General features: G+C 71.3%; 12 protein-coding genes. 6 read left to right on the top strand and 6 right to left on the bottom strand.

Going from position 1 to position 15,108, the window contains the following annotated elements:
- Window positions 1-285: 285 nt before the first annotated feature.
- The 6 genes from V5D56_RS08730 to V5D56_RS08755 form a co-directional block, all read right to left on the bottom strand.
- Window positions 286-1,020: an ASCH domain-containing protein gene (locus V5D56_RS08730; RefSeq protein WP_435738650.1), complete on the bottom strand. Its 735-nt coding sequence runs from the start codon at window positions 1,018-1,020 to the stop codon at window positions 286-288.
- A gap of 102 nt (window positions 1,021-1,122) precedes the next feature.
- A complete protein-coding gene (locus tag V5D56_RS08735) occupies window positions 1,123-1,848 on the bottom strand; it encodes a YesL family protein (protein ID WP_435738651.1) in 726 nt (241 codons plus the stop codon).
- On the bottom strand, window positions 1,845-3,275 hold the full coding sequence (locus V5D56_RS08740) for an arabinan endo-1,5-alpha-L-arabinosidase (protein WP_435738652.1): 1,431 nt from the start codon (window positions 3,273-3,275) through the stop codon (window positions 1,845-1,847). The genes V5D56_RS08735 and V5D56_RS08740 overlap by 4 nt, the downstream gene beginning before the upstream one ends.
- A gap of 2 nt (window positions 3,276-3,277) precedes the next feature.
- A complete protein-coding gene (locus V5D56_RS08745; RefSeq protein ID WP_435738653.1) occupies window positions 3,278-4,135 on the bottom strand; it encodes a carbohydrate ABC transporter permease in 858 nt (285 codons plus the stop codon).
- A 17-nt stretch (window positions 4,136-4,152) separates the two neighbouring features.
- A complete protein-coding gene (locus V5D56_RS08750) occupies window positions 4,153-5,121 on the bottom strand; it encodes a carbohydrate ABC transporter permease (protein ID WP_435738654.1) in 969 nt (322 codons plus the stop codon).
- A 121-nt stretch (window positions 5,122-5,242) separates the two neighbouring features.
- Window positions 5,243-6,577, bottom strand: coding sequence for an ABC transporter substrate-binding protein (locus V5D56_RS08755; RefSeq protein ID WP_435738655.1), 1,335 nt, complete (start codon window positions 6,575-6,577; stop codon window positions 5,243-5,245).
- A gap of 344 nt (window positions 6,578-6,921) precedes the next feature.
- On the opposite strand from V5D56_RS08755, the gene V5D56_RS08760 reads away from it, so the two are divergent.
- The 6 genes from V5D56_RS08760 (at window position 6,922) to V5D56_RS08785 (ending at window position 15,081) form a co-directional block, all read left to right on the top strand.
- A complete protein-coding gene (locus V5D56_RS08760; RefSeq protein ID WP_435738656.1) occupies window positions 6,922-8,259 on the top strand; it encodes a glycoside hydrolase family 27 protein in 1,338 nt (445 codons plus the stop codon).
- 92 nt (window positions 8,260-8,351) lie between these two features.
- Complete coding sequence (locus tag V5D56_RS08765; RefSeq protein ID WP_435738657.1) at window positions 8,352-9,863, top strand: alpha-N-arabinofuranosidase; 1,512 nt, start codon at window positions 8,352-8,354, stop codon at window positions 9,861-9,863.
- A complete protein-coding gene (locus V5D56_RS08770) occupies window positions 9,860-10,987 on the top strand; it encodes an arabinan endo-1,5-alpha-L-arabinosidase (RefSeq protein ID WP_435738658.1) in 1,128 nt (375 codons plus the stop codon). Before V5D56_RS08765 ends, V5D56_RS08770 begins: the two co-directional genes overlap by 4 nt.
- Window positions 10,988-11,293: 306 nt before the next feature.
- The gene (locus tag V5D56_RS08775) at window positions 11,294-12,304 is read left to right on the top strand and encodes an ABC transporter substrate-binding protein (protein ID WP_435738659.1); all 1,011 of its coding nucleotides are present in this window, start codon (window positions 11,294-11,296) and stop codon (window positions 12,302-12,304) included.
- 180 nt (window positions 12,305-12,484) lie between these two features.
- Window positions 12,485-14,026 (top strand): sugar ABC transporter ATP-binding protein, encoded by a 1,542-nt coding sequence (locus tag V5D56_RS08780; protein ID WP_435738660.1) that lies wholly within the window; start codon window positions 12,485-12,487, stop codon window positions 14,024-14,026.
- Window positions 14,023-15,081, top strand: coding sequence for an ABC transporter permease (locus V5D56_RS08785; RefSeq protein WP_435738661.1), 1,059 nt, complete (start codon window positions 14,023-14,025; stop codon window positions 15,079-15,081). Before V5D56_RS08780 ends, V5D56_RS08785 begins: the two co-directional genes overlap by 4 nt.
- Window positions 15,082-15,108: the final 27 nt, after the last annotated feature.

The following is a 15,108-nucleotide window of genomic DNA, read 5'->3' on the forward strand; positions in this document are numbered from 1 at the left end:
GCCTACTGTGGGCGGATGGCGGGAGGCTGGCCGGAGAGCGCGCGAGGCCTGTGGTGGCTGTGCGCCGCATCCCTGGTCCTCGCGGTTGCCGGGTGGACGCTGATCGCCGTCGGCACCGAGGGCTCCGTCGTGCCGGCCGTCGCCGGAGCGTCGAGCGGGATCGCGCTGGTGTCGGGGGTCCGTCTCGTGCTGCTTCGCCGCAAGCGACGCCGTGACGAGTGGCCACCCAAGACTTCAGCGTGACGGATCGACGATGTCGCGTCACCGAAGGGCGCGGCCCGCTGCTCAGGTGACAGAAGGTAGCGCGGCACCCGGGTCAAGGCTGAAGGTCACGACGTGGATCTCCGCGGTCGGCGGCATCTCGGGGTAATAACTCATGAGGCTCTCCCGGAGCTCGGTCATCGTCGTTCCCGGTTGGAGCCTGGCGTGTTCGGGTGTGAGTCGGTCGAGCCGATGCGGTTCGACACCGGTCACGGTGCCCTCAAGGGTTCGATGTTCTGCGTCGTCCTCGAACACGAAGAGAGCCGCTCCGACCGCGATCGGGTCGTCGTAGCGGATCGTGACCGTCTTGCGACCCGAGGCGATCGCATCGTAGTGGCGCTTGTTGAAGCGGACGAGGCGTCGGGCATCGGCATCCGGGAAGAAGTAGGTGTCCGGAAGGAGCGCGCGGATCGGCCGTACCTGCGGGCCCGTCGGCGTGGGGACGGCGACGAGGACGTCCGGGTGGAGGTCGAGGAGCACCTGACGGCACCGCCCGCAGGGCGGGATCAGTCCGCGTCCCCGGTCCCCTGCGGCAGCGATGGTGATCAGCGGACCGGCGTCAGCCGTGGCGGCGGCAGCGAGCACGGCGAGCTCGGCACAAGGCCCTCCAGTGAAGTGGTAGACGTTCACCGCGGTGTGGATCCGGCCGGCGGTGTCCATTGCGGCCGCAGCGACGGTGTGGTGGGGATCGTCACCCAGCCGCCCCGCGAGCGCTTCTGCTGTTTCCACGACGCGACGCTCGGTGTTGAAGAGGTCCATGCGCCCATGTTGCACAGTTTCAAGAGCCCTGCGAAGCCGCGCTCTGCCCTCTGGCGGAGACCCGAAGGGAGCCGGAGGGACGTCGTCCGGACGAGTCGTGGGCTACTCGGTGCTCGCGGCGGTCGTCTCTTGGTCAAGGCGGTCGAGGCGGCCGTCGGCGAGCAGGCCCGTCGCGAGGACGGGGACGCTGAGGCACAGCAGCGGGCCGAGCACGGGAAGGTAGATCAGCACCACCACGACGACGGCGCACGTCACGAGCATCGCGACGGCGACGAGCGGTCCGATCGCGGGGGACAGGACGAGGAAGCGCCAGGTCGGGGACCACGGCTCGTCGTAGCGGCGGGTCACGGCGGGGAGGTACGCCGTCACGACGACGACCCACAGCGTGACGACGACGCCTCCGGTGCGGAGCGCGGCAGCGGCAGGTCCGTCCATGACGCGCAGCACCTGGGCGTCGAGCAGCAGGACGAGCGCTGCGGCGACGATCGGGAGCCCGAGCAGCACGGTCCGCTGCCACGAACCCGCCCAGCCGCTCCAGAAGTCGCGCCACAGGTGGTCGGACGGGTCGCCGTCGACCAGGCGGGCGAGGAGCATCCCGCCGGCGTGCAGCGCCGGGGCGAACCCGGCGACGACGAGCCCGGCGGCGGTCCCGGCGAGCATGAGCAGGTTGATCGCGACGAGCTGCGTGACGAACCGCAGGACCGTCATGACGCGCCCGGCCCAGCCGGGCACCTCGTCGCCGGAGGGTCGGCGCTCGTCGGGCGCGGGCCGGCGCTGCGTGTCGTCGGGGTCCGTGGCGCGGAGCCGGGTCGAGGGCGCGTCGGTCATGTCTCGATGGTCCCAGGGCCGGAGGCGTCGGTGCGCGTGCCCGCGACCACGCGGCCGTCGGACCCGATCGCGACGACGGACGGTGCGGGACGTGCCCGCACGGCGTCCCACGAGGGGAAGGCGACGGCCGAGACCGGGGTGCCGGCCGTCGTCGTCCAGGTGAAGCGGCCGTGACCGAGGGCGCGTGCCGAGCCGGGGGCGACGTCGAGGCGGCCGGGCCGGGCGTCCTGCACGGCGTCCGGGCGGTCGGCCAGGTGCAGGAGCTCCCACGTGCCGTCGAGCACGTCGACGCTCGTGGGCCAGAGCGCGGTGTCGTCGACCTCGCGGTCCGGACCGGCCCAGGGCTGCGGCGCGACGAGGGGCCAGCCGTCGTGCGTCCACACGAGCCGGCGCACCTCGACGCGGTGCTGCGCCGGGTCCTGGGCGTCGCGCACGTGGTGCACGAGGACCTGGTGGTCCGGTTCCGTGAGGACGGACGCGTGGCCCGGGGCGAGGACACCCGGACCACCGGGGAACCGGTGGCCCGCGAGGACGGCCGTGCCGACCTCGTCGGGCGGGGGGTCGAGGTCGCGCAGGTCGTGACCGGTGCGGTCGCGATAGGGGCCGGTGACGGCGTCGGCCACCGCGACGCGCAGGTGGTAGGTGGAGAACAGCGACCCGTAGCTGACGAGCATCGCCCAGCCGCCGCCGGGGCGGGGGAGGACGAACGCGCCCTCGATCGCGCCGTCGACCGACCGCGGGCGACGCGCGAGGAGCGTGCCGGGGGCGTCGTGCAGGGTGCCGGGCGCGGGCTCGTCGACGACGAAGCCCGTCTCGGGGTCGAGCGGGAGGGCGTGGATGCCGGCGAAGAACGACCCGTACACGAGCCACTGGCTCCCGTCCGCCTCGGTCACGACGTTCGCGTCGATGGCGTTCGGGTGCTCGAGCCCTTCCGGCGCGGGGACGTGCTCGCTCGCGACGACGACGCCCCAGTCGGTCCACGGACCGGCAGGGTGCGGGGCCGTCGCGAGACCGATCGCGGACCGGCGCGAGCCGAAGCTCGACGCCGAGTAGTACATGCGCCACTCGTCGTCGGCGCGCACGACCTCGGGCGCCCACAGCCCTGCCGCGCCGGACCACGCCGCCGCCGGGCCCGGGACACCGGCCAGCGCCCAGCCGTGGAACTCCCACGTGACGAGGTCGGTCGAGCGGCGGACCTGGACGCCACCGGGGACCGGACCGTCGGCGGACGCGTCGGTCGAGAACAGCCAGTAGGTGCCCTCGTCGTCGACGACGGCCGTCGGGTCGTGCGCGTGGCGCGCGCCCCACGCCGTGGTGTCCGGGGCGTGGGGGGTCTCCGGCGAGACGGGCCGGGGGGCGTCGGGTGCGCCGAGGGAAGGCGCGCCCGACGCCGTACCCGACGCGGTCGGGGTGGTCGGGGCCGGCACGCTCAGCCCTTCGACCCGGTGAGCGCGACGGACTCGATGATCTGGCGCTGGAACACCAGGAACACGAGGAGGATCGGCAGGAGCGCGACGAACGACGCGCCCATGATCAGCGGGTAGTCGCGTTGCGTGGCGAACTCGACGTTGAGGTTGGCGATGACCACCTGGATGGTCTGCTTCTCCGGGGAGTTCAGGTAGAGGATCGGCGCGAGGTAGTCGTTCCAGACCGTCATGAACCAGAGGATGAACTGCGCGGCGATCGCCGGCCGGATCATCGGCATGATCATGACGCGGAAGACCTGGAAGTACGACGCGCCGTCGAGCTTGGCCGCTTCGACGAGCGAGTCCGGGACCGACTGGAGGTACTGCCGCAGGAAGAAGATCATGACGATGTTGCCGAAGAGCAGCGGCACGATGAGCGGCAGCAGGGTGTCCACCCAGTGCAGCCGGGAGAACATGACGAACTGCGGGATCATGACCGTCGGGAAGGGGATCATGATGCCGGTGAGCAGCGCGATGAAGATCGCGTTCTTCCCCGGCAGGCGCATCTTCGCGAGTGCGAACGCCGCGAGCGCCGACGTGAACGACCCGACGACCGTGGCCGTGACGGACACGATGATGCTGTTCTTGAAGCCGGAGAGGATCGGCGCGTCCGACCACATCCGGACGTAGGTGTCCCACTGCGGGTCCGACGGCCACCACACGGGCGGCAGCGCGAAGACCTCGGCCTTGGTCTTGATCGACGTGGTGAACATCCACAGCAGCGGCGCGATCATCACGACGGCGAAGATGCTCAGGACGACGAGCAGGACGATGTTGGTGACGCGGTAGCGCGTGGTGCCACCGGCGAGGGGGGTGCTCATGGTGTGGTCTCCTGCCCTCAGTCGATGCTGAAGCTGTTGCGCCGGTTGAGGCGGAACTGGATGAGCGTGATGACGAGGATGATCAGCCCGAGGACGACGGCCATGGCGGTCGCGTAGCCCATCTGCTGGTACTTGAACGCCTTGCGCACGATGTACCAGACCACGGTCGCGGAGCTGAACTCCGGGCCGCCGTTCGGGGTCATGATGTTGACCTCGGTGAAGAGCTGGGCGCCGCCGATGACGTTCGTGACGACGATGAAGAACGTCACGGGCCGGACCATCGGGAGCGTGATGGAACGGAACTTCTGGAACCCGTTGGCGCCGTCGAGCGCGGCCGCCTCGTAGAGCGACGCGGGCACCGACTGGATCGCCGCCAGGTACAGCAGCATCGAGTACCCGAGGCCCTTCCAGACGGCCATGATGATGATCGCGGGCTTGACGGTCGCGGTGTTCTGGAGCCAGTCGGGACCGTCGATCCCGAACCACGACAGCACCTGGTTGATGAGGCCGAAGTCGCCGTTGTAGGCGAACTGCCACACGATCGCGATCGCGGCGAGCGACGAGATCACGGGCACGTAGTACACCGTGCGGAAGAACGTCCGACCGGGCAGGCGCCGGTTCAGCGCGATGGCCAGCATCAGCGCGAGGACGATCCCGATCGGGATGCCGATCATGTAGAAGAACGTGTTGAACAGGCTCTTGTGGAAGTACTCGTCGGTGAGGAGCGTCGAGTAGTTCTCGAGCCCGACGAACCGCATGGGCCCGAGACCGTTCCAGCTCGTGAAGGACGCGTAGACCGCGAAGCAGAGCGGGTACAGCGTGAAGGCCAGGAAGCCGAGCACGGGCGCGGCGACGAACGCCATGGCCCAGCGGTGCTCCGTGCGGTGCAGGTGCCGGCGCTGCTTCGCGCTGCGCAGCGCCGGGGACGGCGGTGTCACGCCGGGCGGGCTCGTGGCGTCGTCGGTGACGTCCGCGATCTGCGTCATCGGGGGGTTCCTCTCGGTGCTGGTGCGGGTGAGCCCGGACCGTGCCGGGGCGCGGCCGGCACGGCCGGTCGTCGGCGGCACGGTCGTCGGGCAGTCTGCCCGACGACCGTGACCGACGAGGTCAGCTCCCGGCCGCGGCCTGCTCGGCGTTGGCGTTCGACTCGTCGAGCAGCGTCTGCATCTTCGGCTGCGTCTCGGCGAGGTAGTCGGCGGCCTTCTGCTCACCGTCGAGCACGGGCTGGATGTTGACCCACAGCTCGTCGTACCACTCCGCGCCGTACGTGAAGGCGGCGGGCATCGCGCGGCCGTAGTCCTCGACGATGTCGAGGAACTCCTGGCGGTTCGCCGGCTGCGCGTCGGGTGCGGCGGCCCACTCCTGCGCCATGTCCTTGAGGTTGGGGACCTGGATGTTCGCGTCGACGAGCGTCTGCTGTGCGTCGGGGTCCGTCGACAGGTAGGTCGCGAGCTTCACCGCGTTCTCGGCGTCCGACGTCGTCGCGGACACACCGATGCCGAGCGAGCCGATCCACGTGGCGCTCTCCTCGCCGCCCATCGACGGCCAGGGGATGAGGTCGTACTCGAACTCGAGGTCGTTGTAGACGCTGACGTCCCAGGGGCCGACGGGGAAGAAGCCGATCTCGCCCGCCATCCAGCGCTGGTAGGTGTCGAGCGTCGCGGCGTCGGACGCCGACGGCGTGACGCCCTCGACGTTGGTGAGGTCGGCGAACGCCTGGAGCGCCTCGGCGAACTCGGGGGTGTCGACGGTGACCTCGGTGCGGTCCTCGTTCGTCCAGTCGCCGCCGTTGCTCCACACCATCGACTGCAGGTTCCACTGCACGTTGAGGCCGGTGCCCCACTGGTCGACCGCGCCGTCGCCGTCCGTGTCCGTGGTCAGCTGCTTGCTGATCGCGACGAACTCGTCCCACGTCAGGGGGACGTCCTTGTCGGGCAGCGGGATGCCCGCGGCCTCGAGCATCGTCTTGTTGTACCCGAACGCGAACGGGCCGACGTCCTTGGGCAGGCCGTAGAGCCGGCCGTCAGGCGTGCCCTGGAGCGTGCCGTCGAACCGGTAGGAGTCGACGCCGTACTCCCAGATGTTGTCGAGGTCGACGCCCTGCTCCTCGACCTGGTCGGTGATGTCCATGAGCACGCCGGAGCCGACGTACGACTGGAGCGTCGCCTGCTCGACGTAGAAGACGTCGGGCACGTTGTTGCCCGAGACGGCTGCCTGGAGCTTGGTCGCGTACTGGTCCGCGTCGGTGACGATCATCTTCACCTCGACGCCGGTCTCCTCGGTGAACTTCGCGATCGCGGCCTCGTACGCCGCCTTCTCGTCGGGCCCGCCGCGGAACATGAACGTGAGCCCGTCGTCCCCGCCGGAGCCGCTGCCGCACGCCGCCGTGCTCGCGACGATGATCCCGGCCATGACGCCGGCCATGAGTCGTGACTTCCTCATCACGGTTCCTCTCGGTCCTGTGGTCGCAGGGAGCGACTGTCGGTGGGGCGGAGCGTTCCGCCACGGACGTCGTCGTCGACCTCTCGTTTACATCGATGAAAAATCTCGATGGGGAGCACGGTTGCACACCGGTCGCCGCACGGTCAAGCGCGCGCCGTCACGGATTTGCAACGATGTAGAAGCCGCGTCCTCGTTCACGGTACCCGGGCTTGACGAACCGAGGTCCGGACCTGCACCATCTCGATCTACATCGTTGTAGAAGTCGCCTCGGTCATCGTGGAGAGGCGGCCGTTCACCCGAGAGGGGCCCCACGCATGCACCGCACCGCGTCCTTGACGCCCCCCATGGGGTGGAACTCCTGGGACAGCTTCGGCACCACCGTGACCGAGGCGGAGGTCCTCGACAACGCGCGCTTCCTCGCCGAGCACATGGCGGGTGCCGGCTGGTCGACGGTCGTCGTCGACATCCAGTGGTACGAGCCGACGGCGCGCGCGGGCGGCTACAACCCCGGAGCACCCGTCCTGCTCGACGAGCTCGGCGTCCAGCGTCCGGTCCCCGCACGGTTCCCGTCGGCGGCCGACGGCGCGGGCTTCGCGCCGCTCGCGCGCCAGGTCCACGACCTCGGCCTGCGGTTCGGGGTCCACCTCCTGCGCGGGATCCCACGGCGCGCCGTCGGCGCCGACCTCCCCGTCCCGGGCACGCCGTACCGCACGGGCGAGATCGCCGACCGGTCGAGCACGTGCTCGTGGAACGACGACAACTACGGCCTGGACCTCGCCCACCCCGGGGCGCGAGCCTGGCTCGACGCCCAGGTCGACCGCGTCGTCGGGTGGGGCGTGGACTTCCTCAAGGTCGACGACATGCTCGCGCCGTACCACACCGACGCCGTCGAGGCCCTCGCCGCCGCGGTCGCCCGCGCGGAGGACCGGCACGGTCGAGAGGTCGTCCTGTCGCTCTCGCCCGGCACCTCGCTGTCCGTCGCGCACCTCGACCACCTGCGCCGGCACGCCGACCTGTGGCGCGTGAGCGACGACCTGTGGGACCGGTGGGACGACGTCGAGTCCCAGTTCGCGCGCCTGGCGCGCTGGGCGCCGCACCAGCGGCCCGGCGCGTGGGCCGACGCCGACATGCTCCCGCTCGGGCGGATCGGCGTGCGCGCCGAGCGGGGAGAGCCCCGCGACAGCCTCCTCACCGAGGCGGAGCGCCGCACGATGCTCTCGCTGTGGTGCCTCGCGCGCTCGCCGCTGTTCGTCGGGGGACACCTGCCCGCGTCCGACGCGGCGACGATCGCCGACCTCACCCGCACCGACGTCCTCGACGTGCTGAACCGGTCCACCGGCGGCCGCGAGCTGCTCCGCGAGGGTGACACGGTCGTCTGGGGCGCCGCGGGCGACCGCACGCTCGACGGCGTGCGCTGGGCCGGGATCTTCTCGACCGCGTCGTCGCCGCGCCGCGTCACCGTGCCGGCGGCCTCCGCGGGGCTCGCCGTCGGCCCGCGCGCCGGCGCGGCCGGGGCGCACGACGGCGCGCGTCCGTCCGACGGCGCGCGGCCGGTCCTCGTGGACGTCTGGACCGGTGAGCGCGTCCCGCTCGTCCCCCCGAGCGCCGCCACCGGCGGCGACCATCTCGTCGACGTGGAGGTGCCCGCCCACGGCGTGCGTCTTCTCCGTCTCGACCCCTGACCCAGCACCCGACCACGACGGGCCGTCACGACGGGCCGTCACGACCGACCACCGCGACCGACCGTCGCGACCGCACCGTCCCGGAGGACCCCATGCACGCCGCCACCGTCACGCTCGACCCCGCCTTCGTCGTCGGGCCCGTCCGCCCCCGGACCTTCGGCTCGTTCGTCGAGCACCTCGGCCGCTGCGTCTACACGGGCATCCACGACCCGGGCCACCCCACCGCCGACGCCGACGGTTTTCGCGGCGACGTCCTCGACCTCACGCGCGAGCTCGGTGTGACGACCGTGCGCTACCCGGGCGGGAACTTCGTCTCGGGCTACCGGTGGGAGGACGGCGTCGGCCCGGTCGACGCGCGCCCGACGCGGCTCGACCTCGCGTGGCACTCGAGCGACCCGAACACCGTCGGCGTCGACGAGTTCATGCGGTGGGCCGCGAAGGCCGACGTCGAGCCGATGATGGCCGTGAACCTCGGCACGCGCGGCGTCCAGGAGGCGCTCGACCTGCTCGAGTACTGCAACGTCCCGGGCGGCTCGTTCTGGTCGGACCGCCGTCGCGCCAACGGCGTCGAGGACCCGTACCGGATCCGGATGTGGTGCCTCGGCAACGAGATGGACGGCCCGTGGCAGATCGGCCACAAGACGCCGCAGGAGTACGGGCGCCTCGCGGCCGAGACCGCGCGGGCGATGCGCATGATGGACCCGGGCGTCGAGCTCGTGGTCTGCGGCTCGTCGAGCTCCGACATGCCGACGTTCGGCGAGTGGGAGCGGGTCGTGCTCACCGAGGCGTACGAGCACGTCGACCACGTCTCGGCCCACGCGTACTACTGGGAGGAGGACGGCGACCTCGCGTCCTTCCTGGCGTCGGCCGTGGACATGGACCACTTCGTGGAGTCCGTCGCCGCGACCGCCGACCAGGTGCGCGCTGCCGGCAAGCACACCAAGCGGATCAACATCTCGTTCGACGAGTGGAACGTCTGGTACCAGAAGCGCGCCGAGTCGAAGCCGCCGTCGGGCGACGACTGGCCCGTCGCGCCCGTCCTGCTCGAGGACCGCTACAACGTGGCCGACGCGGTCGTCGTGGGCAACCTCCTCGTCTCGCTCCTGCGCAACACGGACCGCGTGCACGCCGCGTCGCTCGCGCAGCTCGTCAACGTCATCGCGCCGATCATGACCGAGCCCGGCGGCCGGTCGTGGCGCCAGACGACGTTCCACCCGTTCGCGCTCACCGCGCGCCACGCGGCGGGCGAGGTGCTGCGCGTGGCCGTGCAGTCGCCTGCGGAGGAGACTGCGCGCTTCGGCGACGTCCCCGTGCTCGACGCCGTGGCGACGCACGACCCCGAGACCGGCGACGTCGTGCTGTTCGCGGTCAACCGCTCGACCACGCGCGCGGTCGACCTCGACGTCGACCTGCGCGGGTTCCCGGGCCTGCGCCTCGTCGAGGCGCTCACGCTGTCCAACCCGGACCACACGTGGCAGGCGACCGCCGACGACGCGACGAGCGTCGTCCCGGTCGTCAACACGTCGGCGAAGGTCGCGGACGACCGCGCCCGCGCCGAGCTGCCCGCCGTCTCCTGGTCCGTGCTGCGGCTGGCGCGCGCATGACCAAGGGGACGAGCGCCGACGCCGCACCGGTCGGCACCGACGGCACCGACGCCGCGACGCCGGGCGCGCGTCGTCGTCGGCGACCCGCGACGGTCGTCGTCGCGGCGATCGTCGCGCTCGTCGTGGTGGCGGTCGGCGCCGTGCTCGTCGTCGTGCGGCCGTGGGAGCCGGTGACGGGGACGGCGATCCCCGCCACGGGGGACGTGCGGGTGCACGACCCGGCGCTCGTCGCCGGCGAGGACGGCGAGCCGTGGTTCGTGTACTCGACCGGCGACGTGCGTGTGGGCTTCGGCGCGCCGCAGGTCCGCCGGTCCGACGACGCGGGGCGCACGTGGGTGGACGCCGGCACCGCGTGGGACGCGAGCGGGGACCCGCAGTGGGTGCGCGACGAGATCGACGGCGTCGGGAACTACTGGGCGCCGGAGGTCGTCGAGCACGACGGCACGTGGTACCTCTACTACTCCGCGTCGACGTTCGGCTCGAACGACTCGGCGATCGGGGTCGCGACGGGGTCGACGATCGACCCCGCGGACCCGGGCTACGGGTGGACGGACCAGGGCGTCGTCGTGCGGTCGCGGCCGGGGGAGGACGACTTCAACGCGATCGACCCGACGGTGGTCGAGGACGCGGACGGCGACCCGTGGTTGTTCTTCGGCTCGTTCTGGGGCGGCATCCAGGCCGTGCCGATCGAGTGGCCGAGCGGCAAGCCCGCCGAGGGCGCGGAGCCCGTGACCGTCGCGTCGCGGTCGGGTGTCCCCGACAACGCGATCGAGGCGCCGGCGCTGCTCGAGCGGGACGGCTGGTACTACCTCTTCGTGTCGTGGGACTCGTGCTGCCGCGGGACGGACTCGACGTACCGGATCGCGGTCGGGCGGTCGCGCGACGTCTCGGGACCGTTCCTCGACGCCGCGGGCGAGGACATGGCGCTCGGTGGCGGGACGGAGCTCCTCGCGTCGGACGGGTGGGCGATCGGACCGGGCGGGCAGTCGGTCTCCGACGGTGCCGGGGACGCCGTGCTCGCGTTCCACTACTACGACGAGCGGGAGGGCGGCGACTTCCGGCTCGCCCTGCACGAGCTCGGCTGGACCGACGACGGCTGGCCCCGGGCGGCGCCGATCGGGTGAACCTCGAGCCGTGCGACGGCATGTCGGGCGCCCCTGGCCGTGGTCGTGATCCAACCGTGACCGGAATGACTTTCGCTCGACGACGTGTGAGCGCTAACATCTCAGCCCAGGGGGGTGTTAGCGCTCACATGCGTGCGCGGGGCGGTCCGACGGGCCGCGCGCCGGGTTGCGGTGAGTGCTGTGACACCGCTAGACAAGGACACATCTGAACACGTACGAACAAGAGTAAACAGTCCGACGACGGGCTGGCACGACCAGAACGGGACCTCGGCACGGCGCCGGGGGCCGCATCTCAAGGAGGAGAGCATGTTCAGCACGACGAAGGCGCGCACGCGCCTGACCGGGATCCTCGCCGGCGCGGCGGTCCTCGCCCTCGCGGCGTGCAGCAGCGGCAGCGACTCGGGCGACGGCGGCACGGCGAACAGCGACGGCGGCGGTGGCGACACGATCACCGTCGGCTTCTCGCAGGTCGGTGCCGAGTCCGGCTGGCGCGCGGCGAACACCAAGTCCATCCAGGACACCCTGACGGCGGAGAACGGGTTCGACCTGAAGTTCTCCGACGCGCAGCAGAAGCAGGAGAACCAGATCCAGGCGATCCGGTCCTACATCGCGCAGGGCGTCGACGTCATCGCGTTCTCCCCGGTCGTCGAGTCCGGCTGGGACGCGGTGCTCGAGGAGGCCAAGCAGGCCGGCATCCCCGTGGTCCTCACCGACCGCGCGGTGGACTCCGAGGACGAGACGCTCTACGAGTCGTTCATCGGGTCGGACTTCATCCTCGAGGGCGAGATGGCCGGCGAGTGGGTCTCCGAGAACCTCGCCACCGAGCCGATCAACGTCGTCGAGCTCCAGGGCACGACCGGCGCCGCCCCGGCGATCGACCGCAAGACCGGCTTCGAGGACGCCACGGCCGACAACCCCAACGTGACGATCATCGACTCCCAGACCGGCAACTTCACGCGCGCCGAGGGCAAGACGGTCATGGAGGGCTTCCTCCAGGCGCACGACGACATCGACCTCGTCTACGCGCACAACGACGACATGGGGCTCGGCGCGATCGAGGCCATCGAGGCCGCAGGCCTGGTCCCGGGCGAGGACATCAAGATCGTGACGATCGACGCGGTCAAGGACGGCATGCAGGCCCTCGCCGACGGCAAGATCAACTTCATCGTCGAGTGCAACCCGCTGCTCGGCCCGGACCTCGCCGAGATCATCAAGAAGGTCGTCGCCGGCGAGGAGGTCGAGAAGCGCATCGTGGTCGAGGACCAGTCCTTCACGCAGGAGCAGGCGATCGAGGCCCTGCCGACCCGCGAGTACTGATCCTGACGGAGCCCGCGGAACGCTGCGGGGTTCCCGCCCCGGGGAGAGCGCGGTAGCGTTCCCCCACCCCGAGGACCGGCCGCGCGCCGGGCGCCCACCGAGGCCCCGGCGCGCTGCCGCCCCACCAGGCACGGCCGGTCGACGTCGACCGGCCGCCGTCGACCGCACGGAAGGTCAGCGATGACAACCCCCAGCCCGGACGGTCCGCCCGTCGTCGAGATGACCGGGATCTCCATCGAGTTCCCCGGCGTCAAGGCGCTCGACGGCGTGGACCTCACCCTGCGCGCCGGCGAGGTGCACGCCCTCATGGGCGAGAACGGCGCCGGCAAGTCCACGCTCATCAAGGCGCTCACCGGCGTCTACTCCATCGACTCCGGGCGCATCGTCGTCGACGGCGTCGAGCACACGTTCTCCGGACCGGGCGAGGCCCAGTCCGCGGGCGTCTCGCCGGTGTACCAGGAGGTCAACCTCTGCGAGAACCTCTCCGTCGCCGAGAACATCATGCTCGGCCACGAGGCGCGCCGGTTCGGGGCCATCGACTGGCGCACGACCCGACGTCGCGCCGGCGACATGCTCGCTCGGCTCAACCTCGACATCGACCCCGCGTCGTCCCTCTCGTCGCACTCCCTCGCCGTGCAGCAGCTCGTCGCCATCTGCCGCGCCCTCGTGGTCGACGTCAAGGTGCTCATCCTCGACGAGCCGACGTCGAGCCTCGACGCGGACGAGGTCGCCCAGCTCTTCGCGGTCGTCCGGCGCCTGCGGGACGACGGCGTGGCGATCCTCTTCGTCTCCCACTTCCTCGAGCAGGTCTACGAGATCTCCGACCGCATGACGGTGCTGCGCAACGGCAAGCTCGTCGGCGAGTACCGCACCGCCGAGCTCCCGCGGCTCGAGCTCGTGTCGAAGATGATCGGGACGTCCCTCGAGGTGCTGTCCGCGCTCGAGGAGACGCCCAAGCGCTCGGTCGCCGACAACGCCGACGTCACCCCCTTCGTCCAGGCCGTGGGCCTCGGCCGCAAGGGGTCCGTCCAGCCGTTCGACCTCGACGTCTACCCGGGCGAGGTCGTCGGGCTCGCGGGCCTGCTCGGCTCGGGCCGCACCGAGCTCGCGCGGCTCCTCGCCGGTGCGGACCACGCGGACTCCGGGCAGACGGTCGTCGAGGGCTCGCCGGTACGCCTGCGCACGCCGCGCGCGGCGATGCAGCGCAAGATCGCGTTCTCGTCCGAGCACCGCAAGGCCGAGGGCATCGTCGGGGACCTGACGATCCGCGAGAACATCATCCTGGGCATCCAGGCCGAGCGCGGGTGGCTGCGCCGGGTGCCCACCCGCCAGGCCGACGAGCTCGTGACGAAGTACATGGAGGCGCTGTCCATCCGGCCCGCCAACCCCGACGCGCTCATCAAGAACCTGTCCGGCGGCAACCAGCAGAAGGTCCTGCTGGCGCGCTGGCTGGCGACGGCGCCGAGGCTGCTCATCCTCGACGAGCCGACGCGCGGCATCGATGTCGGCGCGAAGGCCGAGATCCAGAAGCTCGTGGCGCAGCTCGCGAGCGAGGGCATGTCGGTCGTGTTCATCTCGGCCGAGCTCGAGGAGGTGCTGCGGCTCAGCCACCGCATCGCCGTCCTGCGCGACCGGAGGAAGGTCGCGGAGATCACCAACGACGACGACGTCACGGTCGAGGACGTCGTCGAGCTCATCGCGAGCGGAGGGTCCGACTCATGACCGCCACGACGCCCACCTGGCGCCGCGTCACCCAGCACCGGCTGTTCTGGCCGCTGGCCGCGCTGGCCGCGCTGCTGGTGGCCAACACGATCAACCGGCCGAGCTTCCTCTCGATCGGCGTGCGGGACGGCCACCTGGAGGGCTCGCTCGTCCTCCTGCTGAAGAACGGCGCGCCGCTGCTGCTCGTCGCCCTCGGCATGACGCTCGTCATCGCCACGCGCGGCATCGACCTCTCGGTCGGCGCGGTCGTCGCGATCTCGGGAGCGGTCGCGCTGACCTTCATCGCCTCGTCGCCCGACCCGGGCAGCGTCACGACCGTGCTCGTCGCCATGGGGCTCGCCCTCGTGCTGTCGTTCGTCCTCGGGCTGTGGAACGGGTTCCTCGTCGCGGTCGTCGGCATCCAGCCCATCATCGCGACGCTCGTCCTCATGATGGCCGGCCGTGGCATCGCGATGCTCATCACGGGCGGGCAGATCACGACCGTGACGAGCGCGCCGTTCAAGACGCTCGGCTCGGGCTTCTGGCTCGGGCTGCCGGTCGCGGTGCTCGTCGCCGGCGCGGTCTTCGCCGCGGTGGCCGTGCTCACGCGGCGCACCGCGCTCGGGATGCTCATCGAGTCCGTCGGTATCAACCCGGCCGCGAGCCGCCTCGCGGGCGTGCGGTCGCGCAGCATCATCTGGACGGTCTACGCGGTGTGCTCGCTCTTCGCGGGACTCGCGGGGCTGATGATCTCGTCGGGCACCATGGCGGCCGACGCGAACAACGCCGGTCTGTTCATCGAGCTCGACGCGATCCTCGCCGTCGTCATCGGGGGCACCTCGCTGGCGGGCGGCAAGTTCTCGCTCTCGGGGACGCTCGTCGGCGTCCTCATCATCCAGACGCTGACCTTCACCGTCACGCTGCTCGGCATCTCCCCGTCCGTGACGCCGCTGTTCAAGGCCGTCGTGGTCATCGCGGTGTGCCTCGCGCAGTCCCCGGTGGTCCGTGACAAGCTCGCAGCCCGCCGTCGTCGGGCCGCGCCGAACGCGGCCGTCGCCGCGGAGGTGGGTGCCTGATGGCCGCCGTCCAGACTCCTGCTCCGA

Source organism: Cellulosimicrobium sp. PMB13, assembly GCF_051294865.1.
Taxonomy (GTDB): domain Bacteria; phylum Actinomycetota; class Actinomycetes; order Actinomycetales; family Cellulomonadaceae; genus Cellulosimicrobium.

Bases quoted from the DNA above. Each gene is read 5' to 3' on its own strand.
- V5D56_RS08730 (WP_435738650.1), bottom strand. From the start codon at position 1,020: ATGGACCTCTTCAACACCGAGCGTCGCGTCGTGGAAACAGCAGAAGCG.
- V5D56_RS08735 (WP_435738651.1), bottom strand. From the start codon at position 1,848: ATGACCGACGCGCCCTCGACCCGGCTCCGCGCCACGGACCCCGACGAC.
- V5D56_RS08745 (WP_435738653.1), bottom strand. From the start codon at position 4,135: ATGAGCACCCCCCTCGCCGGTGGCACCACGCGCTACCGCGTCACCAAC.
- V5D56_RS08750 (WP_435738654.1), bottom strand. From the start codon at position 5,121: ATGACGCAGATCGCGGACGTCACCGACGACGCCACGAGCCCGCCCGGC.
- V5D56_RS08755 (WP_435738655.1), bottom strand. From the start codon at position 6,577: ATGAGGAAGTCACGACTCATGGCCGGCGTCATGGCCGGGATCATCGTC.
- V5D56_RS08760 (WP_435738656.1), top strand. From the start codon at position 6,922: ATGGGGTGGAACTCCTGGGACAGCTTCGGCACCACCGTGACCGAGGCG.
- V5D56_RS08765 (WP_435738657.1), top strand. From the start codon at position 8,352: ATGCACGCCGCCACCGTCACGCTCGACCCCGCCTTCGTCGTCGGGCCC.
- V5D56_RS08770 (WP_435738658.1), top strand. From the start codon at position 9,860: ATGACCAAGGGGACGAGCGCCGACGCCGCACCGGTCGGCACCGACGGC.
- V5D56_RS08775 (WP_435738659.1), top strand. From the start codon at position 11,294: ATGTTCAGCACGACGAAGGCGCGCACGCGCCTGACCGGGATCCTCGCC.
- V5D56_RS08780 (WP_435738660.1), top strand. From the start codon at position 12,485: ATGACAACCCCCAGCCCGGACGGTCCGCCCGTCGTCGAGATGACCGGG.
- V5D56_RS08785 (WP_435738661.1), top strand. From the start codon at position 14,023: ATGACCGCCACGACGCCCACCTGGCGCCGCGTCACCCAGCACCGGCTG.